Origin of the sequence: Nocardia sp. NPDC127606 (assembly GCF_042671725.1) — a bacterium.
GTDB lineage: Bacteria > Actinomycetota > Actinomycetes > Mycobacteriales > Mycobacteriaceae > Nocardia.
This window is the reverse complement of the sequence record NZ_JBHXWQ010000009.1, coordinates 19,556-41,867: the sequence shown is the minus strand read 5'-3', so window position 1 is coordinate 41,867 and position 22,312 is coordinate 19,556. Positions and strand designations below refer to the sequence as shown.

22 protein-coding genes are annotated in these 22,312 nt (G+C 65.3%); 15 read left to right on the top strand and 7 right to left on the bottom strand.

All coding sequences use genetic code 11. The annotated features are described in order from the left end of the window. Positions 1-13: 13 nt before the first annotated feature. Together ACFVJ5_RS29860 and ACFVJ5_RS29855 are read right to left on the bottom strand one after the other, a co-directional pair. On the bottom strand, positions 14-1,297 hold the full coding sequence (locus ACFVJ5_RS29860) for a class I SAM-dependent methyltransferase (RefSeq protein WP_379225195.1): 1,284 nt from the start codon (positions 1,295-1,297) through the stop codon (positions 14-16). A gap of 63 nt (positions 1,298-1,360) precedes the next feature. After that, on the bottom strand, positions 1,361-1,732 hold the full coding sequence (locus ACFVJ5_RS29855; RefSeq protein ID WP_379225193.1) for a VOC family protein: 372 nt from the start codon (positions 1,730-1,732) through the stop codon (positions 1,361-1,363). Between the two features lie 134 nt (positions 1,733-1,866). Between ACFVJ5_RS29855 and ACFVJ5_RS29850 the strand changes: the two genes are divergently transcribed. The 9 genes from ACFVJ5_RS29850 to ACFVJ5_RS29810 all read left to right on the top strand — a co-directional run bounded on the left by ACFVJ5_RS29850 (position 1,867) and on the right by ACFVJ5_RS29810 (position 10,879). After that, positions 1,867-2,334, top strand: coding sequence for a MarR family winged helix-turn-helix transcriptional regulator (locus ACFVJ5_RS29850; protein WP_379225191.1), 468 nt, complete (start codon positions 1,867-1,869; stop codon positions 2,332-2,334). Positions 2,335-2,411: 77 nt separating this feature from the next. Then, entirely contained in the window at positions 2,412-3,611 is a 1,200-nt protein-coding gene (locus tag ACFVJ5_RS29845; RefSeq protein ID WP_379225189.1) for a PucR family transcriptional regulator, read from the top strand. Positions 3,612-3,772: 161 nt separating this feature from the next. Beyond that, entirely contained in the window at positions 3,773-5,221 is a 1,449-nt protein-coding gene (gene lpdA / locus ACFVJ5_RS29840; protein WP_379225187.1) for a dihydrolipoyl dehydrogenase, read from the top strand. 10 nt (positions 5,222-5,231) lie between these two features. Next, positions 5,232-6,329 carry a pyruvate dehydrogenase (acetyl-transferring) E1 component subunit alpha gene (pdhA, locus tag ACFVJ5_RS29835; RefSeq protein WP_379225185.1) on the top strand — a complete coding sequence of 366 codons (1,098 nt, stop codon included), beginning with the start codon at positions 5,232-5,234 and terminating at the stop codon, positions 6,327-6,329. 19 nt (positions 6,330-6,348) lie between these two features. Next, positions 6,349-7,332 carry an alpha-ketoacid dehydrogenase subunit beta gene (locus ACFVJ5_RS29830; RefSeq protein WP_378759569.1) on the top strand — a complete coding sequence of 328 codons (984 nt, stop codon included), beginning with the start codon at positions 6,349-6,351 and terminating at the stop codon, positions 7,330-7,332. 26 nt (positions 7,333-7,358) lie between these two features. Beyond that, positions 7,359-8,621: a dihydrolipoamide acetyltransferase family protein gene (locus ACFVJ5_RS29825; RefSeq protein WP_379225183.1), complete on the top strand. Its 1,263-nt coding sequence runs from the start codon at positions 7,359-7,361 to the stop codon at positions 8,619-8,621. Positions 8,622-8,720: 99 nt separating this feature from the next. Continuing rightward, entirely contained in the window at positions 8,721-9,254 is a 534-nt protein-coding gene (locus tag ACFVJ5_RS29820; RefSeq protein ID WP_379225181.1) for an NUDIX hydrolase, read from the top strand. A gap of 38 nt (positions 9,255-9,292) precedes the next feature. Beyond that, positions 9,293-9,601, top strand: coding sequence for a 2-oxo acid dehydrogenase subunit E2 (locus ACFVJ5_RS29815; protein ID WP_379225637.1), 309 nt, complete (start codon positions 9,293-9,295; stop codon positions 9,599-9,601). A gap of 654 nt (positions 9,602-10,255) precedes the next feature. Beyond that, positions 10,256-10,879, top strand: coding sequence for a hypothetical protein (locus ACFVJ5_RS29810; protein WP_379225179.1), 624 nt, complete (start codon positions 10,256-10,258; stop codon positions 10,877-10,879). 93 nt (positions 10,880-10,972) lie between these two features. Here ACFVJ5_RS29810 and galE read toward each other — a convergent pair whose 3' ends face one another. Genes galE through ACFVJ5_RS29790 form a run of 4 tightly spaced genes read right to left on the bottom strand, consistent with a single transcriptional unit; the run spans position 10,973 to position 15,016 of the window. Beyond that, entirely contained in the window at positions 10,973-11,950 is a 978-nt protein-coding gene (galE, locus tag ACFVJ5_RS29805) for a UDP-glucose 4-epimerase GalE (RefSeq protein ID WP_379225177.1), read from the bottom strand. Then, positions 11,947-13,011 (bottom strand): hypothetical protein, encoded by a 1,065-nt coding sequence (locus tag ACFVJ5_RS29800; RefSeq protein ID WP_379225175.1) that lies wholly within the window; start codon positions 13,009-13,011, stop codon positions 11,947-11,949. The genes galE and ACFVJ5_RS29800 overlap by 4 nt, the downstream gene beginning before the upstream one ends. Before the next feature lie 3 nt (positions 13,012-13,014). Further along, complete coding sequence (locus tag ACFVJ5_RS29795; RefSeq protein WP_379225173.1) at positions 13,015-14,328, bottom strand: phosphomethylpyrimidine synthase ThiC; 1,314 nt, start codon at positions 14,326-14,328, stop codon at positions 13,015-13,017. Positions 14,329-14,341: 13 nt separating this feature from the next. Beyond that, positions 14,342-15,016 (bottom strand): hypothetical protein, encoded by a 675-nt coding sequence (locus ACFVJ5_RS29790; RefSeq protein ID WP_379225171.1) that lies wholly within the window; start codon positions 15,014-15,016, stop codon positions 14,342-14,344. 146 nt (positions 15,017-15,162) lie between these two features. Between ACFVJ5_RS29790 and ACFVJ5_RS29785 the strand changes: the two genes are divergently transcribed. From ACFVJ5_RS29785 to ACFVJ5_RS29775, 3 genes are all read left to right on the top strand, one after another. Beyond that, entirely contained in the window at positions 15,163-16,428 is a 1,266-nt protein-coding gene (locus ACFVJ5_RS29785; RefSeq protein ID WP_379225169.1) for a hypothetical protein, read from the top strand. Next, positions 16,425-17,075 (top strand): 2'-5' RNA ligase family protein, encoded by a 651-nt coding sequence (locus tag ACFVJ5_RS29780; RefSeq protein WP_379225167.1) that lies wholly within the window; start codon positions 16,425-16,427, stop codon positions 17,073-17,075. Before ACFVJ5_RS29785 ends, ACFVJ5_RS29780 begins: the two co-directional genes overlap by 4 nt. Positions 17,076-17,445: 370 nt before the next feature. After that, the gene (locus ACFVJ5_RS29775; protein WP_379225165.1) at positions 17,446-18,258 is read left to right on the top strand and encodes an alpha/beta fold hydrolase; all 813 of its coding nucleotides are present in this window, start codon (positions 17,446-17,448) and stop codon (positions 18,256-18,258) included. Positions 18,259-18,288: 30 nt separating this feature from the next. Here the strand turns inward: ACFVJ5_RS29775 and ACFVJ5_RS29770 are convergent, their stop codons facing one another. Then, the gene (locus tag ACFVJ5_RS29770) at positions 18,289-18,792 is read right to left on the bottom strand and encodes an SRPBCC family protein (protein WP_379225163.1); all 504 of its coding nucleotides are present in this window, start codon (positions 18,790-18,792) and stop codon (positions 18,289-18,291) included. A gap of 166 nt (positions 18,793-18,958) precedes the next feature. On the opposite strand from ACFVJ5_RS29770, the gene ACFVJ5_RS29765 reads away from it, so the two are divergent. From ACFVJ5_RS29765 to ACFVJ5_RS29755, 3 genes are all read left to right on the top strand, one after another. Beyond that, a complete protein-coding gene (locus ACFVJ5_RS29765) occupies positions 18,959-19,324 on the top strand; it encodes a BlaI/MecI/CopY family transcriptional regulator (RefSeq protein WP_379225162.1) in 366 nt (121 codons plus the stop codon). Further along, a complete protein-coding gene (locus tag ACFVJ5_RS29760; protein WP_379225160.1) occupies positions 19,321-20,268 on the top strand; it encodes a M56 family metallopeptidase in 948 nt (315 codons plus the stop codon). Before ACFVJ5_RS29765 ends, ACFVJ5_RS29760 begins: the two co-directional genes overlap by 4 nt. 79 nt (positions 20,269-20,347) lie before the next feature. Continuing rightward, positions 20,348-22,300 carry a peptidase gene (locus ACFVJ5_RS29755; protein WP_379225158.1) on the top strand — a complete coding sequence of 651 codons (1,953 nt, stop codon included), beginning with the start codon at positions 20,348-20,350 and terminating at the stop codon, positions 22,298-22,300. Positions 22,301-22,312: the final 12 nt, after the last annotated feature.

The following is a 22,312-nucleotide window of genomic DNA, read 5'->3' as shown; positions in this document are numbered from 1 at the left end:
TGATCCGCGTGGACTATCCCCAGTCGCGCCGCGTCGCGGGCATATCGGCGTTGCCTGTCGCTTCGGGCACCACGCCGAGTACCTGGTGAATTCCGAGTCCGCCGTCCTCGAAGCCCAGTGCGGAGGCGGCCATGTACAGCCGCCAGATTCGGGCTCGCCCGTTGCCGACGAGCGAAACCGCCTCTTCCCAGGCATTTTCCAGATTCGCGACCCACTGACGGAGGGTGCGCGCGTAGTGCTCGCGCAGGGCCTCGACGTCGCGCACTTCGAATCCGGCGCGCTGCATGGCCAGCACGACTTCGCCCACGTCGACGAGTTCGCCGTCCGGGAAAACGTAGCGACCGATGAAGGAACGGTTGCGCATGACGGAGCCGCCCGGCGAGGAGATGGCGTGGTTGAGCAGCCGTCCACGCGGGTGCAGCAGTGCGCGCAGGGTGTCGAAGTACTCGGCGGCGCGTCCGGAGCCGACGTGTTCGAACATGCCGATCGAGGAGATGGCGTCGAACTCCTCGCCGCGCAGGTCCCGATAATCGGCAAGCCTGATCTCGACACTGTCCGACAGTCCCGCGTCGGCGACTCGTTTCCGCGCGAGCTCGACCTGCGCACTGCTGATGGTGACTCCAACGACCTGCGCCCCGTAGGTCGATGCCGCGTGGATCGCCATGGAACCCCAGCCGCATCCCACATCGAGCAGGCGCATACCCGGATGCTCGGCCAGGCCCAATTTGCGGCAGATCAGGTCGTGTTTGGCCCGCTGGGCGGCCTCGAGCGAGCCGTCGTCGTCCGGCACGAACCGTGCGCAGGAGTAGGTCATGCTCGGTCCGAGCACCAGTCGGTAGAAGTCGTTGCTGACGTCGTAGTGATGGCTGATCGCCGCCGCATCGCGCCGCTTGGTGTGCAACGGTCCACGCTGCGGGCGCGCTTCCTCCGGTGGCGGTTCCAGGCGGCGACCGAGCGCCCCGAGCTGGCGGGCCGCGCCGATGGCCTGCCACGTCGCACCGAGACCGAGGCGGGCGTCGTTCGGCGCGGTCGACTGGAGTGCGCGAAGCATCGTGAAGATATCGCCGTCGAGATCCACCGCGCCGGACACGAAGGCACGTGCCAAGCCGAGCTCGCCCGGTGCCCAGACCAGATGACGTAGCGCGTCTTCGGAGCGCACGCGCATCGTGCCGGGACTGTCCCCGTCGGGATGGATCGTGCTGCCGTCCCAGAACTCGAACCCCACCGCCGGGCGGGGGCCCAACGTGGCTCGCAGCAGCGGTTGGAATGCGGTAGCGATCGTGGACTGGTTATCCATCCGACCACTATGGCCCGCCTCGCGCCGCCGCTGCGGCAACGACGCGGCGCCATCCGTGCCAGATCAGGGAACTCGGGTGAACAGCTCGTAGCTGTGACCGTCGGGGTCGCGAACGTAGACCCCGCGTCCACCTGCCAGGTGATCGACCTGCCGGTCCCATCCGTGTTCGGGCCCGGAGCCGTAGTCGACCGCGGGCCAGGTAGCCAGTCGCCCCAGCACGGCGTCGAAGGTGCCGTCGTCGACCAAGAAGGCGTAGTGGCCGGGTTCGACTCGCCCACGGTCGTCGAAGTCGAACGTCAGATCCTCGTTGACCCGCACCGGGACGAAGGGCCCGCTCGGACTCGAGACCGTCAGTCCCATCATGTCGGCGAAGAATGTTGCCGCGGAACGCTTGTCGGTCGCCGGAATGATCGTGTGATTGAGAACGATGGACATCGCCACCTCCTGAGTTGTGGACTCGGAACGCCATTTGTATGCGATACGCATGCAAATATACGTGCACATCACATACAATGTCCAGGGTGGCCACACGCGACGGTAGAAACTCCCCATCCGCAGCCGGTCCCGCGGTGACCGAACCTCGCCATGCGGTCGGCGGAGGTCCGGCACTGTTTCGACTGGTCCGTTTCTGGTCACGCCGCTGGAGCAACCAGGCATTCACCGGCTCCAGCCCGGAGCCAGACGACGACCGGCGGCGTGTGCAGCACATCCAGGTCGTGGAAGCCGTCGCCGCCGCGCTGCGGACAGGCAGGGAAACCACCGTCACCGACGTTGCCGAACAGCTCGGCCTCGACCACTCCGGTGCCAGCCGCATGGTGCGTGACGCCGTCGCGGCCGGATACCTCGCCCGCGAGGGCTCAGCGGACGACCGACGCCGGGTTGTCGTGCGACTCACCGACAGCGGCCGTGAATTGTCCGCCGCATCCCATGACTGGCAACGCCGATGCTTCGATCAACTCACCGCGTCGTGGACCGAGCACGACCGCCGCCAGTTCGCCGGTTATCTGGAACGCCTCGCCGACGAAACGATCCGGTGAGCTCCGCCCACACCCCGCTTCGAACAGGTGGAGACGCCGATCAGTGGTAGTCAGGGCCGGGCGTAGCGTCTAGCGATATGGCCGCGAGATCCAAGCACACCCTTCCCCCGGTGGGTACGAGGGAGCTGGTGGCCGCGTGCCGAACCGAGATTCCCGCACTGACCAGGCAGTTGATCGCCGCGATCTTCACCGATATTCCGGAGTGGACCGACTACTCGCCGGTGAGCCGGGAGGACCTGCATCATGCGTGCTGCCGCTATCTGACCAGGGTGCTCGATCTGGTCGCCGGTGACGTGACGGGCCCGGACCGCGACGATGTCGCCGCCGCCATCGGCCGCAATCGGGCGGCGCAGGGCGTGCCCCTGGAAGTCATGTTGCGGACGTTCCGGCTCGGCGGGCAGATCGTGTGGGAGGCGCTGCTCGACAAGGCGGGCGAACTCCCGCCCGGCGAGGTCCGCAAGATCGGGGTGGCCACCTGGTCGGCCATCGACGGCATGTCGTCATCGCTGGTCACCTCCTATCGCAGCACCGAACTGGAGCAGGTGCGTCGCGACGAGCGGCGCCGACACGGCGTGATCGAGGACCTGCTGGCGGGCAGTGCGCGCGACGCGACCTTCGCCGCGCGTGCGGCGCGCGAGCTGAACCTGCCCGCCCACGGCGGGTACCTGGTGGTCGCGGTGCGCGGAGACCGTCCGCATGTGGAGTTCGGCACCGAGACCGCGTTGGCGGCCATGGGTATTCGGTCGGTCTGGCACGACCGTGTCGAGACCATGGTGGGACTGGTCTCGCTCGAGCAGCGAGACGGCTCCGCAGTGCTGGACCAGGTAGGAAGCCGGATCCGGGGCCGGGCAGCGGCGTCACCGGTGGTGCAGGGATTGGCGCAGATCGAGACGGGCCATGCGCTGGCGATGCTCGGCTTGGAGACCTTGCCCGCGACAGTGCGGGGCTTGGTGTCGCTGGAGCAGCGCTACCCCGAAGCGCTGTTGCTGCGCTCTCCCGACCTGACCGCGCTCATGGTCGCGCGGACCCTCGGCCCGGTGCTGGAACTGCCGGCCAAAGAGCACGAGATCCTGTTGCGCACGCTGGCGATCTGGCTGGAGGAGAACTGCTCGGCGGCGAATGCCGCGCCGCGACTGCACTGCCATCGCAACACCGTGATCAACCGGCTCCAGCGGATTTCGGCCCTGCTGGGTCGTCGACTGGAAGGACAGCGGTCCTACCTGGAACTCTCCCTCGCCTTGGCCGCGCTGGAGATGGGCGTAAGCCCACCCGGCTGACTACCCCGCAACCGCGACTGATTGGGCGCAGCGCCCATTTTCGAGCCTCGAATTCTGGGCTGTCGGTTGGTTGTTTGTGCATTTGTGGACCGCGAGACTCGACGGGTGATCCAAGCCACGACCGTGGATGGGTTGATCGTTCGAGCTGAGGAGCACCACGAGTGCTGGAATTCGATCTAATGGTGATCGGTGGTGGACCGGGCGGATACGTGGCCGCCATCCGTGCCGCGCAACGCGGCCTGAAGGTCTGCGTGGTGGAGAAGGAACGCCCCGGCGGCGTGTGCCTGAACTGGGGTTGTATCCCCACCAAGGCGATGCTGCGCTCAGCGGAGGTCTTCCAGACTCTCACCACCGCAGCGGAATTCGGTGTTCACGCCGACAATGTGCGCTACGACTTCGGCGTGGTGCGCCAACGCAAGGACTCCATCGTCAAAGAACTGACCGACGGTGTCGCGGGCCTGCTGAAGGCCAACGGTGTCACGGTCGTCGAGGGGCATGCCCGGTTCGTCGAGCCGACTGTCGTGGAGGTCCACGAGGTCGGCGCCTCACCGATCTTCGACGGCGGCCCCCGCTACGCCGCGCCCGCGGGAACGGCGATTCGCCGGGTGAGCGCGCGCGACGTGATCGTCGCGACCGGTTCGGTGCCCGCGCAGCTGCCCATCCCGGGCGCGGGATTGCCCGGCGTCGTCACCTCCGACGGTGCGTTCGGGCTGACCGAGGTACCGCGACGGCTGGTGGTCATCGGCGGCAGCGCGGTCGGCGCGGAATGGGCCAGCCTGTTCGCCACGTTCGGCAGCCAGGTCACGGTCGTGGAGATGCAGGACCGCCTGGTGCCGTTGGAGGACAAGGAGATCGGCGACGCACTCGGCCGGTCGTTCCGCAAGCGTGGCATCACCGTCCTGACCGGCGCCACCGTCACGGCGATCACCGAGGACGACGCGCTGCGGGTGTCGGTCGGCGGCCCTGCGGCACAGGAACTCGACGCCGATGTCGTACTCGTCGGCGTCGGGCGACGCCCCAACACCGCTGAACTCGGTCTCGATGTGGCCGGAATCGCCACGGACGCGCGCGGTTTCATCGAGGTCGACGACCGACTGCGGACCGGCGTCGAGCACGTCTACGCCATCGGCGACGTGACCGGCCGGGCCCTGCTCGCCCACGTCGCCTCCCACCAGGGCATCACCGCGGCCGAGGTGATCGCCGGGCACGACGCCCACATCGACTACACGGTCATCCCGGCCGCGACGTTCACCCACCCGGAGATCGCGAGCGTCGGTCTAACCGAGCAAGCCGCCCGCGCGGCAGGCCACGAGGTGATCACCGCCAAGTTCCCGTTCGCGGCACTGGGCCGGGCCAAGACCTTCGGCGAGACCGAGGGTTTCATCAAAATCGTTGCGGGGCACGCACATCAGGAAGTGCTCGGCGTGCACATCATCGGCCCGTCCGCCAGCGATCTGATCGCCGAGGGCGCGCTGGCGATCTCGCTGGAAGCCACGCTCGACGAGCTGGCCGACACCATCCACGCCCACCCCACTCTCGGCGAAATCGGCATGGAGGCGGCCATGGCCGGACTCGGACTGCCGGTACACATCGCGCCACGCAAGCGTTGAGGAGCTCGACATGACCACGACCACCGCGCGGAGCAAGCCCGCCCGCAAGCCGACCGAAACCACCGCGCCCGCTTCGGATGTCGACTCCGCTGTCGCGGCCGAGAATCCGGAGACCCTGCGTGGTCTCTACCGCGACATGCTGTTCATCCGGCGCTTCGAGGAGCGCACCGCACAGAGCTACCAGCAGGCCAAGATCGGCGGCTACTGCCATCTCAATCTCGGCGAAGAAGCCACGGTCGTCGGTCTGGGCGCCGCGATGCGTCCCACCGACTACCTGTTCACCAACTATCGCGAACACGGATACGCGCTGGCCAAGGGCATCGAACCGGGTCGCGTGATGGCTGAGCTCTACGGCCGCTCGACCGGCACCTCCAAGGGGTGGGGCGGCTCGATGCACATGTACGACACCGCGACCCGGCTGCTGGGCGGTTACGCCATCGTGGGTGGACAGGTTCCCCTGGCCATCGGCGCGGCGCTGGCCATCGACTACAACGACGGCGACGACGTCGTGGTGTGCCAGATGGGGGAGGGCACCACCAATATCGGCGCCTTCCACGAGTCGCTCAACATCGCGGCGCTGTGGCGGTTGCCGGTGGTGTTCCTGGTGATCAACAACCAGACCGGCATGGGCACCACGGTCGAGAAGTCCTCGGCCGAACCGGATCTGTGGAAGCGCGCCGCCGCCTATCGCATGCGCGGGGAGCGGGTGGACGGCACCGATGTGCTGGCCGTGCGCGACCTGGCCGGTGAGCTCATCGAAGGCGCCCGCCGGGAAGGCAAACCCGCACTGCTCGAAGCGGTGAGCTACCGGCTCAAGGGCCACTCGGTGGTCGACCCGGCCAAATACCGCAGCACCGAAACCGTTGCCACGGCGCGTGAACACGATCCGATCGTGCTGTGGCAGCAGCGTTTGCTCGCCGCCGGTGTGCTCACCGAAGCGTCGCTGGCCGATCTCGACCGCGAGGTGGCCGACGGTGTCGCCGCCGCCGTCGAATTCGCCGACGCGAGCCCGCATCCGGAGCCGTCGAGCCTGTTCGACTACACCTACGCCACCCCGGTGCCGGGCGATTCCCGCCGTCTGCCCGCCGATCCGCTCTTCACCCACTGAGGACTCCACTGTGCCTGTCATGACCTATCGCGAAGCGCTGCGCGAAACCCTGCGCGAAGAGATGCGACGCGATGACGACGTTTTTCTGATCGGTGAGGAGATCGGCGTCTTCGAAGGCTCCTACAAGATCACCGCCGGTCTGCTCGAGGAGTTCGGCGAGAAGCGAGTCCGCGACACCCCCATCGCCGAGGAAGGTTTCGTCGGTGCGGCGATCGGCGCCGCGATGCTCGGATTGCGCCCGGTCGTGGAGATCATGACGATCAACTTCTCGCTGCTGGCGCTGGACCAGATCGTCAACCACGCCGCGAAGATCTACGGCATGTTCGGCGGGCAGACCAATGTGCCCATGGTGATCCGGACTCCCGGTGGTGGCGGCCAGCAACTCGGGGCGACGCATTCGCAGAACATCGAGTTGTACTACGCCTTCGTGCCCGGTCTGAAGGTCGTGGCGCCCAGTACTCCCGCGGATGCGCGGGCCTTGCTCAAGGCCGCGATCGAGGACGACGATCCGGTGTTGTTCCTGGAGAATCTGTCGCTCTACAACACCAAAGGCGAAGTGCCCGAGGATCTTGCGCCCGTCCAGATCGGCAAAGCGGCGGTCACCCGAGAAGGTACCGACATCACGCTGATCGGCTACTCCCGCATGGCCACCGTCGCGACCGAGGTCGCCCAACGCCTTGCGGGCGAGGGGATTTCGGTGGAGGTGATCGACCTGCGTAGCCTGCGTCCGCTGGACCGCGACACCATCGTGGCCTCGGTCCGCAAGACCGGGTGCGCGGTGATCGGCGAGGACGACTGGCTCACCTACGGCATCGGCGCGGAAATCGCGGCCTCCATCTCCGACGGTGCCTTCGACTATCTCGACGCGCCGGTCCGCCGTGTCGCCATGGCCGAGGTCCCGCTGCCCTATGCCAAGCCGCTGGAGAAGCTCGCTTTGCCATCCGCGGAATCGCTGTACACCGCGGTGACGGAAACCCTGGCCGCTGTCGGCCGGCGGCGCTGAGAACCAGGAACAGGACGGACAAGATCATGCCCGAAATCGTCATGCCCCGGCTCTCCGACACCATGGAGGACGGCGTCGTCTCCGCCTGGCTCAAGCAGGTCGGCGACCAGATCACCCGCGGTGAGATCGTCGCCGAGATCGAAACCGACAAAGCGCTGATGGAGCTCGAAGCCTACGACGACGGAGTGCTCGAGAAGATCCTCGCCGAGCCGGGCGTTCGGGTCGCGATCGGTGAACCGATCGCCATCGTCGGCGATGGCACCACTTCGACTGCGGATTCCGGTGCTGCGGTGACGCAGTCCGGCGCCGTGTCATCCGATGCCGGCTCGCCTGCCCGCGACGCTGAGCCACAGCGCGTTTCGCACAGTGACATCGTCTCGGTCTCGCCGAGGGCCGGCGTGGTGAAGTCCTCGCCGCTCGCGCGCAAGATCGCCCGCGAGTTGCAGGTCGATATGGACTCCGTCGTGGGCACCGGTCCCGGTGGGCGGGTCACGAAACGCGACGTGGAGGCCGCCCACAGCACTGCGGCGGCCACTGACATCGTGACGCCCTCGCGTGACGAGAATGTGGTTGCTGTGCAGCCTGTTCCGGCGTCAGGGGAGTTCGAGGAGGTCGCGCTGACCAACATTCAGCGCGTCTCGGCAATCCGGCTCACCGAGAGCAAGCAGCAGGCACCACACTTCTACCTGACCAGCGCGATCGACGTGACCGAGCTGTTCGCCTTCCGCGCACGGATCAACGCGACTCTGGACGCGGCGGGCGACAGCAAGGTCAGCGTGAACGACCTGCTCGTCAAGGCGGTCGCGGTCGCCCTGCGCAAGGACCCCTCGGTCAATGTCAGTTTCGCGGGCGACAAGCTGTTGCGCCACAACGGAATCCACATCGGTGTCGCGGTGGCGACCCCGGTCGGACTCCTCGTTCCGGTGATCCGTGACGCCGACCGCAAGAGCGTCTCCGAGATCGCGACCGAGAGCCGTGACAAGGCGACCCGCGCCCGCGATCGCAAGCTTCGCGCCGAGGACATGTCGGGCGGCACCTTCACCATCTCCAACCTCGGCATGTTCGGCATCGAACAATTCACTGCGGTGATCAACTCGCCCGAATCCGCGATCCTCGCCGTAGGAGCGGCCGCCGACGAACTCCGCCTCGACAACGACGAAGTGGTCGCCCGCAAGATCCTGCGCGTCACCATGTCCGCAGACCACCGCGCCATCGACGGCGCGATCGCAGCCCAATTCCTGGCAACCCTGAAGGAGCTCATCGAAAACCCGCTACGGATCGTGACGTAACAAGGGGCACTCAGCCTCTGCGGGTGCAGGGCACCATCTGACGGAGCCAACGAACTTGGCAATTCCGTTCTGCCATCGCATTCCACTAGCGTCAGCGGTATGAGCGATACCCAGTGGACGATCCTCGGTGAGCAGGTGCTCGACGAGAACCGGCACATCCGGTTGTCAACCGCCGACATCCGTCTGCCCGATGGGGTGGAGTTCACCCAGTACGTCGCAAGGATGCCACGGTGCGCGATGACCCTGGTGCTCAATGATTCCCGCGAGGTGCTGCTGATGTACCGGCACCGGTGGATCATCGACCAGTGGGTTTGGGAGCTGCCTGGCGGGTATGTCGACCACGCCGAAGACGTGGCTTCGGCGGCGTCCCGCGAAGTCGAGGAAGAAACCGGGTGGCGTCCGCGCACCATGCAACACCTGGTGACCTACCAACCCGCGATCGGCACTCTTGACCAGCCGCAGGAGGTGTATCTTGCTCGCGGTGCCGACCTCACGGACACCCGCCCGGACATCAATGAAGCCGAGGCAATCCGGTGGGTGCCCCTTGATGAGGCTGTGCAGATGATCGACCGTGGCGAAATCATCGGAGCGGCAACTGTAGTCGGTGTGTATCGGGCGCTCACACTGGCTTAGCCGCGATTACCCGTTGACGGAAGTCCGCCACTTCTGGCATTTCGACCCGCGCCCGCGATCGCAAACTCCGCGCCGAGGACATGTCGGGCGGCACCTTCACCATCTCCAACCTCGGCATGTTCGGCATCGAACAATTCACCGCGGTGATCAACTCGCCCGAATCCGCGATTCTCGCCGTAGGAGCGGCCGCCGACGAACTCCGCCTCGACAACGACGAAGTGGTCGCCCGCAAGATCCTGCGCGTCACCATGTCCGCAGACCACCGCGCCATCGACGGTGCGATCGCAGCCCAATTCCTGGCCACCCTGAAGGAGCTCATCGAAAACCCGCTACGGATCGTGACGTAACAAGGACACTCGGGCTCTGCGGATGTGCGTATGCGGAGGCCGACTGTCGGCGCTGGATGAGTCGCACGCGAGCCGTACTGTCTGCGATGGTTACACAGTCCGCGGGTGGCCCCTGCAGGCAGGCGACTTGCGGATTCGAGGTCGGCAGATAGCTCATACAACCGAGGTAAGCCAGCGCGACGATCTGCAGCAATGGAGTTAGTGCTTGCGGCTATGAAGACCTGGCGGGATAGTCCTTGGTGAACGGTTCGCCGACGAATCCGCCATGGAACGTTTCGAAAGCCATCCGTGACACACCCGCGATCCTGTCGCGGCAAGGCTGAATTTGTTCTGGTTCGGGGTGATTCGAGGTGCTAGCCTATGAACCTAGATTCTCAAGCTCCGCCCTATGCGGTTCGGACCGTATCCGATACCGACGCAGGTGCAGCCGCCAAAGACTCTGCAACTCTCGCGAGTCTTCCGCATGTCTGCTGACCGGAGATCCCCGTGATTGCTCAATTCGTCGTACAGAAAACTCATAACAGGGCAACGATTTACGCGTTGGACGAACACCCACGAGGTCACTCGCAGGGCACCAGCTACATCTCGAACCTGACAGTGGTGGCCTCGCTGTCTGGGCCGCACGTTGAACATGCAGACTGGGCGGTCTGGTGCATGAACGAGTTTCTGTGCGGTGGGCCATCGCGATCCGGGCCGACCGACGAGAAGCTGCACTTCTTGAGGTCTAAGCTCCCTCGACCCGTTTGGCAGTCCGTCGCAACATTTCTCCACGGGTTAGCACCGATCGAGCCAGGCTCGTTCGATGAGGAGCGCGGCCAGGTTGTCCGTGACATCCAGCATTTCAGCACGGGAGCGATGGAGGAGCTTGCCAGAATAATGGAGTCGGCATTCGATCTCGACTTGGGCCTTCGCATCGCAAATGCTCAGTGTGGCAGTCAGATCGAATGGATCGCCACAGTGCGTACGTCTACCGGAACCTACCGGAACGATCGGACTACATGGTCAGGGGAGCGGCGCACCTGGACTCTTCCTCCCCATGTCGAACTGGTGGAGACCTGTCATCTCTTCGAGGATATCTACGGCGCTCTCGAGATCGCTCTTGCAGGGTCATCGAAGGGTCGCCGCGTCCGGATACATCTGGCACGCCCATACTATGTGCCGTTTGTCGATGACGACGGGCCTGACGACCCGGATCCTGACCACTACTGGGTTGTCGATATCTTCGACGCGCCCGTTCCTGACCGGTTTACCGAGACCGGTTCCACAAGGGAACTGTAGGTGTTGGCGCGCCCGGGCTCAACGACCGATGTCGACCGCCGTGTCCACCGCCGCACGGCGCGTGCGGTGGACGCGGCGCGCCTCGGTGACCAATTACCCAGCGACAGTCTTGTGGAATTTCCAAGCGTCACCGACGATGTCGACGATGTCGGGGTTCGTCGGCGACCATCCGAGCTCACGTTTTGCTAGTTCAGAGGAGGCGTATAGAACCGCAGGATCACCAGGTCGGCGTGGTGCTGTCTCGACTTCGAACCGAGAGGCTGTGACGCGCCGAACGGCGTCAAGGACTTGTTGATTGGAGAACCCGATTCCATTGCCCAGGTTGTAAATTCGGTGCTCGCCGGAGCCAATGGAATCAAGCGCCAGTAGATGCGCCCGCGCGAGGTCGGTGACGTGGACGTAGTCGCGGATGCAGGTTCCGTCAGGAGTCGGGTAGTCGTCGCCGAAGAGATTGAACTTGTCGCGGAGGCCGGCGGCGGCTTCCAGCGCCAAGGGAATGAGATGGGTTTCAGGAGTGTGGCGTTCGCCGATCATCGAACCGTCAGCGCAGGTATGCGCGCCCGCGACGTTGAAGTAGCGCAGGCTGACGGCACCGAGTTTGCTCGCGCGGGTGATCGATGTGATAGCTCGGTCGACTGCGAGTTTGGTGTCGCCGTAGGTGTTGACCGGGTTCGTGGGGGCGTTCTCGGTGATCGGAACTGTGTCGGGCTCGCCGTAGACCGCGGCGGTGGAGGAGAACACCAGGCGCGGTATCCCGGCGGCGCGGATGGCGTCGAGGAGGGCGAGTGAGGCTCGGGTGTTGTTGTCCCAGTGCCATTCTGGGTGGTTCATTGATTCGCCGGCGGCGATGAGTCCGGCGAAGTGGAGCACTGCGTCGAATCCGGCGTCGGGGGTGAGGACGGCGGCGATGTCGTGTACGCGTAGTTGGTGGAAACGCGCTTCGGCGGGGATCTGCCGGTCGTCGTTGCGGGAGAGATCGTCGACGACATCGACTTGATGCCCGGCATCGAGAAGGAGCCGGGTCACGGTCGCGCCGACGTAGCCGGCGCCACCGGTGACGAGGATCTTCATGCAGCGACCTGCACTTTCATGGCGAGGAGGTGGTCGTGGATTTCGCGTCGGTGCTTGGCGAAGTAGGAGGCGGGGCCGGGCTGTTGCTGCGTTCCTGCCCAGCCGGTGACTCGTGACCAGGTTGCGCGCTCCACGGTACCGATCCTGTCCAGGCGAGGGTTCGAGACCCACGCGGCGGCGACTTCCCGGGCCAGCTCGCTGACTCGCTTCTGATGGCTGGCGATGATCTGCCCGCTGCTGGTCGTGGCGTATTTGCTCAGCCGCACGGCATCTGGACGTGGGCCACCGAAGGCGAAGTCGAATCGGCGGAAAGCATCGTGCACATAGACCCAGAATCGGGACGGGTCCAACGGAGGCTGCCGTGGATCGATGCGCCAAGCCAGCTCGGCGCGCATCTGTTCGGCGAGATGCGGGGCCATGCGGGCGAAGTCGTGATGGGCGTAGGCGCCGCGTTCCAGCATTGCCGTCGCACGAAGCACTTTCATGCACAGCCGGTTCACCAGCAGGTGGAATTGGGTGGAGTCCAGGCCGGTCTGCCACCTGTAGTTGAGTCGATGCCAGTAGTAGGCCTGGATGTAGTACAGCAGGATCTCGTAGGCGTCGCGGTCGTCGAGTCGCACGGGATTGTGCTCTGGCAGGCCGTGCAGGGTCAGCGGGACGCCGAGGTTCTTGAAGTCGTAGCCCAGTGACGTTGTGACGGTGCGGTAGTCGCGCAGCGGCAGCGTCATCAAATCCACGGTGGGGAAGCGCTTTTCAGCGCTCGTGCGCATTTGGGATATGAGCGCTGTCGGTGTCTCACCAGAGGAGACATAGAGCAGGTCGAGGTCGCTGATGAGTTGGTGCTGGTCGTGGTGATAGCGAATCCAGCTCGGTTCGCCGCGGGCCATTGATCCACCCAAGATGAGCCAGTCGGTGTCGGGCACGTGTTCGCCGAGGGCGAGCAGGTCATCGGCCACGCGGGCTGCGACCGTCGTCAGCTCTGCTGTGTCGGGGAGACGCCGGGTGATCGTGGCGGCCAGGGATGCTGTGGTGCCGATGGGCTGAGGAGCTGTCGTGGTCATTGCTCAGCTCTCCACAGGAGTGATCGACAACGTGGCGGTACTGGCGGGGAGGGGAATTTCCTCGTTGGCCTTCTTGGCTGTCAGGTGTGGGCACAGCGATCCGCAGATAGTGCACGGTGCACCGGTTTTCAATCCGGCGTTGATGAAGGCGTTACCGGCCAGCCGTGGGTAGAGCGCGTGGGTGGCTTGCACCTCCCAGTTGTTCGCGCGCCGAGCGACGGAGATGGCACGCTGGCGGGCTGCTTCGTCGGTGTTGCCGCGACCCAGTTCGAGCGCGGTGATAGCGACTTTGACGTTGCGTACGGCTTCGGCGGTATCGGAACCGGTGGGCATCAGGTAGTGCTCGACCTGGGTGATGGAGGCGAACATGTCTCCGCCGTGCTGCCCGGCGGTGGCCACGCCGATGGTGTTGACGATCGAGTCGAGGGTGACAGCGTTGTCGATGACCATCGGGCCTGCCAGCCACAATGGCGCGCCACCGAGGGCCTTCTTGTAGGCGGGGATGATTTCGTGGATGCGGTGTAGCGGGATGTGGCCGCCGGTTTCGCACAGGACTTGGACGCCGGCGTCGAGGGCTCGGCGTCGCAGCGTGGCCAGCAACTCGATCTCGCGCCATTTCAGATCGTCACCGGCGTCGGCTGTGGCGCCGGGGCGGAAAATGTCGCCGAGGTCGAGCACCACGCTGCGGCGTCGGCAGATGTCGAGGATGCCGTCGAAGTATTCATGCAACGGCGATTCGACGTTGTGCATGCGCATGTAGCGCGCGATCAGTCCGCCACCGCGGGAGGTGGTGGGCATGATCCGTGTCGACTGCTCACTCATTCGCGCCAACTCCGGGTTGATCCCGGCGTGGATCAATGCGAAGTCGACGCCGGAGTCCAGGCCGAGTTCGAAACGTTCCAAGAACTCGGCACGACCGAGCTTCTTGCGAGGTTGGGCGAACAGGTCGTAGGTGAGGCAGCAGCCCAACGGAATCCCCACCACTTCCTTCAGTTCGCGGCGCAGCGCGATGCCCTCGGGGTTGGTGGTCAGGTCGATCACCGCGTCGGGTTTGGCGGCCAAGATCACCGACATGCTGTCGACGATCGCGTCGCGGTTGGTGTCCTTGGGGCCCAACCCGATCAGCGCCGTGACTTTTCGTCGAGTACCCGCGCCGACGAAGATCGGGGCAAAGCCCTTGTGATAGCGAGAATCGTTGGAGCGCAAGAACACCAGAGTGCCGCCCGCGATGGCGGTCGCAGCCTCGGTGACTGCGATTCCTTCGCGCGCGCAGGTTTCGAGGAACTGTGGATCAGTCGGGTAGTCGAGATCGAGCATGGTGGTACACCTTTCAATCGCTGGATATGGGGGAGGAATGCTGCAGTGGTCGCGGCATGGCTGCCTGGCCGGTACGGAGGTCGCCCCAGTCGATGACGTGGTCGGCGACGGTGGTCCATGCTTGATGCAGCTCGTCGAAGTCGATGGGCGCTCTCGCGTGGAACTTCGCTTCGAATCCGATGTACGCGGCGGCCAGTTCATCTAGCGCGGCGCCGTAGTCCCGATCGGGCAGCCGGGAGTGATTCGCGACCCAGGCATCGACCAGTTCAGCGAGTTCAACTCTGCGCGTGTCGATTCGGGCAGTGTTTACGGGGTTGATGTGGCGGCAGCGGTGCAGGTGAGCGAAGGCTTGAGCCCAGCGCGCGATCAGGTGGTCACCAGGAAGGTGTCCAAATGCGCCACGGAAGGCGGAGATCAGCTGGTAGCCGGTTGGCAGTTCGTGCGCGGTAGGAAAAACGCCGTCAGTTTCCGCAGCATGGGGATTGTCGGTAACAGGGGAACTCGGGGTAGCCAGGGTGAGGTTGACCCAACCGGCTTCTCTCATCACTTCGACCAGCCTGATCAGATCGGTGAGCAAGTGGCTCGACATGTGCGGCCTCCTGGCGACGCATCCGGCAGCGAAGGGCATCGATCTGGCGGCCTCGCCATGGATTCCCTGGAACAGGTACTGATGAAAAGCGTCGCCCACCAGCGGTATCGGAGGTAACCGCGTAGCGATCGCGTACCGTAGGCGTATCGTGTGGACTTCCGAGATCAGGTGCTGAAAAGTAGGAAGCGGCGATGATGCGAGGGCGGGCTTGGACAGGCTTTGAGGCAGCTGCGCTTCAAGAGGCGATGCGAAAGTCGATTCGAGAGTTCGCCACGCTGCTCGGTGTCGAGACGACCACGGTCAACAACTGGCGCTCGGGCCTGAGCGCCGTGAAACCCAGATCCACGGCGCAAGCGATCCTGGATACGACGTACCGTCAGCGTGCATCTCCAGCGGATAGAGAACGCTTCGAGCAGATCGTGGCGGACGGGGAAGCCGTTTGGCGGGACCGCCATTCAACCGTGCTGCGTCACACCCAGACCGCGATCGCACACACCGACCGCGATGATGATGACGGGTTGCCGGAGAACGGTGACCAGGCGATCACGACGGATCTGCTCGCGGTCCTGGGCCGCGTCCACAAGCTGAGCCGATCTGTCAATCCCGAGATCATTGACCAGCTGCGAATCAGTACGCACCACGCAATCGCGAACTATGAAACTGTAGATCCTGCCGGACTCGTTCCCGCGTTGAAGCAGCAGCGGGCATGGCTCGATGGGCTCATCGATGAATGCAGCCATCCGAAACAGCGCAGCGAGCTGTTCGACATCGCCAGCGAAACTTCGGGACTGCTCGGCTATATCGCCGTCGGAACTGGCCATTATTCGATGGCACGGGCTTACTGTCTGGAGTCTTTCCATCTGGGGGACAATGCGCAGAACGCTAACCTCACAGCATGGGCGCGTGGGCTGCAAAGCTTCTGTGAGTATTACGCAGGGAGGTACGAACGAGCGTTGGACTATGCTCGGGACGGCCTCGCTCGCGCCGAAGATGGGCCGCAAAGTGTAAGACTAGCGATCAACGGAGTCGCGCGAGCAATGGGTAAGCTCGGCGATACTGACGGCGTACGACGCACGGTGGACCGGGCATACGAGCTGGTCGCGTGCGATAGTGCCCCGGATGGAGTGCCATCCAGCATCTCTCTGGGAAGCTACAGTGCGGCGCAGGTGGCTGGAAATGCCGCGACATCGTATCTGTCGTTGGCGATGCCGGACAAGGTCGAACAGTATGCGGAGCTCGCGTTGGCGGACATGAACAACACGAACTCGCCGTGGGGTAGGTCGCTGGTGATGATCGACGTGGCCCGCTCGCATGTCTTGGCCGAAGATGCCGACCTGGATGCTGCAGTGGCGATAATGCACGATGCTCTGGACACTTCGCCAGACAAGCCTATGGCCCAGGTTCAGCGCCGAGCTTCGGAATTTCTCCGTGACGTGGCCGACAGGTGGGGGGATACCTCGCAGTTGAAGGGCGTCCGGGATGCGCTGGCCAGTAAGGACGGCGACAAGTGACCGGAAACTTGGACAGCCTGCGACCCCGTCCGCTCGAAAACGGCCCGCTCGGTTACTACTGGTTCTTGACCTTCGATCACGCTTCGGAACTTCATTCGCGGACCAAAGAATGCCAGCAGGCCATCGATCCGGCGTACTTCAAGACCACGCCGCCCGACGGACTCCACCTGACGTTGGATCGAATCTCACGCCCGTACACGTGCACGTTCGAGCAACGTGCTTCTATTGCGGAGGCCGCGCAGCATGCCTGCCGAGACCTGGGCCCGTTCAGCTTGTCCGTCGATCGGCTGACCAACATTCGTGGTGCGATCGGCTTCGTGATCTCACCCGCGGCGCCGGTGATGGAGCTTCGCGACACGCTACGAGCGGCAACGATCTCCGTCTTGCCGCACGCGTCGCTGAAGGAATCAACATCGGATCCCCATGTGACGATCGCGTACCCGGTTTTCGAAGGTCTGGAAGAGGTGGCTGCCACGACTGCAGCGACGGCTGGCAGTGCTATCTACGGCTTCGATGTCGTGACCACCGAGGCCGTGCTGGTTTCGCTCGAACTTCGGGACAACTCCTATATATGGGATGTCATCGAACGGATCGAACTGGGTCGGGACAGTCGAAGCGGTTTGGCTGAAGCGGGGCTCCCGGGTTAGCGCTGTCGACCGTGACAGATGCCGAGAAGATTCGTCACGGATACCTGTCACTTACAGGTCTCGGTCCGTTCGCAGGCTCGGCTCGGTGCCGCCGAGTGAGTGGGCTTGCGGGATCGGGGACACACTTCCCTTGGCGATGCTGGTCGAGGCTGTCGGCGGAGGTCGTCCGGTTGTAGCGGTGCCACATGCAAAGCCAGAGCAGATGGCGTTTCCAGCAATCCGCGAGGCTGTCGACAAGTTGTCCCGGTGGGGCGTGCGCTTCGTCCATATCGACGGAGGACTCGGCGCGGTCCTGGGGCGCTGCATTGAAGGAATTGGGTCGACCGCGAACGTTGCCCATCGGCTGACCGGCGGTGAGTAGCATCTGCCCATGAGTTCCGGTAAGTCTTCGATTGTCCTGTTCCATGGCGTCACCATGTCGGCGGCGGCGTGGGAGGACGTCGTTCCGTGCTTGACCGATCATCACGACGTGATCGCTCCGACCGCGCTCGGGCATCGGGGCGGGCCGGCGGTGCGGGAGCACCCGGTCAAGGTGCGCGACATCGTCGACGCGGCGGAGCGGATGCTGGACGAGCGGGGCATCGCGAAGGCTCATCTCGCGGGGAACTCGCTCGGCGGGTGGATGGCCATCGAGCTCGCGTTGCGGGGTCGGGCGTTGAGCGTCTGCGCGCTCTCGCCTGCGGGGTTCTGGGATGGTGGTGGTCATGGGCAGACCGACGCGGTCAGGAAGCTGCGCCGCATGGGCACCTTGGTCCAGCTGTCGCGCCCAGTTCAACCGGTGGTCCTGCGGTCGGCGGTGGTCCGGCGGCTCGCGCTGCGCGATATCGCTTGTCGCGCTGACCGTTTGACGCCGGCGCAGGCGATGACAGCGGCCGCCGACCTCATCGGGTGCACGGTCACCGAAGACGTGCTCGACACCAGGGAGCAGATCGCGTCGGTGCCGGAGTTGCCGTGTCCGATCACCCTGGCCTGGTCGGAGAAGGATGCGATCCTGCCGCCGGCGGTCAATGGCCGCATCGCCCAGGAGCGTTTCCCGCAGGCCCGCTTCGAGATCTTGCCGGGCGTCGGACATGTGCCGATGATCGACGATCCGAAACTGGTCGCCGCGACGATCCTGGCGACGACGGGTGCCGTGCCCACCGTGACGGGCGTGCCGTCGGCGAGCCCTGACGCCGACCGGTAGGAAAACGGCAGGACCCTCCGACGCCCGCGTTCAGTCCTTCGACTCCAGCTGCTGCTTGAGGTTGCGCAGCGTGCGGCGGATGTTCTTGCGCTGGAATTCCACGAAGGTGTCGCCGCCGGTGGCGACCCGGTCGAAGACCTGAACCGCCGCGTTCGGCCATGACTTGCGATCGTCGTGCCAGGTCTCGGTGACCCGGGTGCCACCGTTGTCCGGCTCGAACCGGTATTCCCAGGTCGCGATCCCCGCGCGGATCCATGGCCGCCGGACGCCGATCGCCTCGACGCGGAACGCGAACCGCTTTCCCGGCTCGGCCGCGATCACCACGCAACGGGTCACCCAGCGAGCACCGCCACGCTTGTTCAGCCCTTCGAATTCCATTCCCACGTAAGTGGACTCGCGCGGTTGGGCCACCTTCGCACCACGGTTCTCCGGGCTCCACCGACCCATCAGTGTCGGGTCGCTGACCTGCTGATAGATGGACTCCGGATCGGCAGCGATGTCGATGCTGTCGAAGACGGTCGTGTTGCGGCTCATGGGCACGAACCTAGCCGACTGTGGTGCCGGCGCCGTAGCTCGGTGATCGCCGCCTCGGCGGACCGAGGGCATCTCACAGCATGTCGTCCGAAAAACTATGTCGGATAGTAAATTGGGCGGGCGGCATCCGGTCCGGTGGTGTTGTCGCGGCGGACGAGGGGGAGCGATGAAGGGGCTCGGGGCGCTGGAGAGCCAGGTGATGGCTGTCCTGTGGGAGAGTTCGGCGCCGCTGTCGGTGCACGATCTGGTGGATCTATTGGACAACGACCAGCGGGTTCCCGCGTACACCACAGTGCTGACCGTGGTTACGCACCTGTGGGAGAAGAAGTGGGTGCAGCGCGAGAAGGTCGGGCGTTCCTATCGGTACCGGCCCAGCCGGACCCGGGCCGAGGCGACGACCGATCTGTTGCGCGAGATCCTCGACGCCAGTCCTGACGCTCCCGCGGTGCTGTTGCATCTGGTCCGCACTGCCAGTGCGCCCGAAGTCGAAGCGCTGCGACGGGGCCTCTCCGACGACGAGCGCGGACCATGATCCTGCTGACAGCGTTGCTGGCGGCCGGTATCGCGCTGGCTGTGCTCGCTCCGGCGGTCCTGTCCCGTATCGATTTCACCGCCGCCCCGGTCGCCGGGTTGGTGGCCTGGCTGGGTGCGCTCGTCGCGACGATCGGCTGTGGTGTGCTGGCCGTGATCGCGTTGGCGTGGCCGGGCGATCCGCCGGGAAATGTATTCGCGGGCACCGTGGTTCGCAGTCTGGCCGCGGTCGAACCGGCGGTGGTCACCTGGGCGGCCGGGCTGATCATGCCGGTCGCGGTGCTCGCCACGATCGTGCCGACCGGACAGCTGGCACGGATCGTGGTCGGCTACCGGGGGCGCGGGGCGGCGCTGCGCCGCCAGCAACGGGAGTTGGTCGAGATGGTGGGCCGGGTCGACGGCGCGGGGACGAAACTGGTACGCCTCGATCATCCGATTCCGTTGGCGTACAGCGTCGCCGGGCGCGGTGGGTACGTGGTGGTCACCGACGGGCTCGAGCGCTGCCTGACCGAACCGCAGTGGCGCGCTGTTCTCGCGCACGAGCACGCGCATCTGCGCGGGTTCCATCACCATATTCTCGGCGTCTGTCAGATTCTCGCCCAGGCCTTTTCGTGGATTCCGCTCTTCGCCGCGGCCCCGGCCGCGGTCGCCACCTTGGTCGAATTCGCCGCCGATCGGTCGGCCGCGGCCTCGACCGGTTCGCGGGCGCTGTCCGGGGCGCTGCACACTGTCGCCTCGCGCATGCCGTCGATGCCGGGCGCACCGCTGCGCTTGATCGATGACTCGCTGTCGATGCGTCTCGAGCGCCTGGCGGCCACGCCGGAGTCCCGAACGGTCGCACGTCGAACGGCGATGGCGATGCTGGTCGGCACGATGCTGCTCGCGCCTGCCGCGGCGGTGGTCGTGGTCGGTGTGACCGCGGCGCTGGCGAGCGCGCTCGTCTGAGAACCTGCCACGAAAAACTATGTTCCATAGTATTTTGACCGAGAAAGGTGAAATACCCCTAGTTCAGAATTGAGAAGTCTTGCGTTCCACCATCTCCCGTCGGGGACCGGCAGGTTCGAAGTACCTGCCGATACTCGCCCTCACTCTGATCGCCACAGGACTCGTGGGGCCGGGGCACGCCACCGCCGACTCGGGACAGACCCGCTATTCGCTGGTCAACGGCTGCTATCGCATCGACACCCCGGCTGGGCCCTTGGTTCCGGCGGCTGGGCCGTACCGGATGCGAGCGACAGCGCTCGGCGAATACCTTCTCTACGGTCGCAACGGCGACGTCCTGGCAGCCGGGCAAGGGTCGATCAGCCCCGCGAAGAACCCGACGCCGTCGGCGGTGTGGAAGGTGGACGGCACCGGTGCGGGCGGATTCGTTCTCACCAACAGCGAAACCGCGACCAGCACGCCCGCCGCGTTCGTCCAGGACACCGGGTGCGCGGACTTCCCCGAGGCGCAGACCGGCGCCCAGGGCACTCCGGGCCCCAGCGTCGGCGCCGACGGCACGATCGTGGGCACCATCGACACGCACGCGCACGTCACCGCCTACGAATTCATGGGCGGCAACTTTCACTGCGGCCGACCGTGGCACCCCTATGGAGTGAGCTACGCGTTGCCCGATTGCGCGCAGTTCCGCACCGGCACCAACGGTGTGATCGCCGACTTCCTCGATCACGGTGAACCGTTCCACGCCTCCGACACCCGCGGCTGGCCCACCTTCCGTGACTGGCCGAAGCCCTCGGTTCTCACCGCCGAAGGCACCTACTGGACCAGCATCGAGCGCTCGTGGAAGGCGGGTCTGCGGGTGATGACCGTCGACCTGGTGGACAACGAATCGCTGTGCGCCATGATGACCGATCGCCGAAACCCCTGCGACGACATGGCTTCGGTGCGCAGGCAGGCCGACAGCCTGCGGGCGTTGCAGGACTACATCGATGCCCAGGCAGGCGGTCCCGGACAGGGCTTCTTCCGCATCGTCACCGATCCGGCCCAGGCGCGCCTCGTTGCCGCGTCCGGCAAGCTCGCCGTGGTCCTCGGCATGGAGTTGTCCGACCCGATGGGCTGCGGTGTGTTCCTCGGGCAACCGGAGTGCGGCCGAGCCGACGTCGACCGCTGGCTCACCGAACTTCGCGCCATCGGCGTGAGCAGCTTCTTTCCGGTGCACAAGTTCGACAACGCCTTCGGCGGCACGAAAATGGACCACGATGTCACCGGCCTGCTGGTGAACGCGGGCAACTTCATGCAGACCGGCGCGTTCTGGAACGTCCAGCCCTGTCCCGGACCCGAACAGGACAGCACCCAGATCTCGGTGCCGCTCGCCGGTCACATCAACCAGTTCATCGCCGATCTCACCGGCCCGCTGCTCGGCGGCGCGCCACTGCCGCTGTATGCGGCGGGATCTCACTGCAATGCGCGCGGCCTGACCGAGCTCGGCGAGTACCTGATCAACTCGATGATCGACCACGGTTTCCTCATCGAGATCGACCACCTCAGCGAAGCCACCGCCGAGGAAGTCATGACGATCATCGAAAAGCGTGGCTACCCAGGTGTGTTGTCCTCACACGGCTGGGACTCACCCACCACCACCGAACGGGTCTATGCGGTAGGCGGTTTCGCAACCCCCTATGCAGGTGGACCCGCGAGCTTCGTCGAAGCCTGGCGTGAAGCCCGCGCACTGCCCCGGCCCGCCGCGCAGTTCGGTTTCGGCTTCGGTTCGGACATGAACGGCATCGCCGGCCAGGGCGGCCCGCTCGGACCCGGCACCATCGGATACCCCTTCGTCTCCCACGACGGCGCGGTGACCTTCGACAGGGAACGATGGGGCGAGCGCACCTTCGACATCAACATCGACGGCACCGCGACCTACGGAACCTATGCCGACTGGCTAGAAGCGGTCCGCGTTCTCGGCGGCCCGGACATCATGGCCGACGTGTTTCGCGGTGCCGAGGTCTATGTGCGCCTCTGGGATCAGGTCAGGTCATGACGCGCCCAGGGT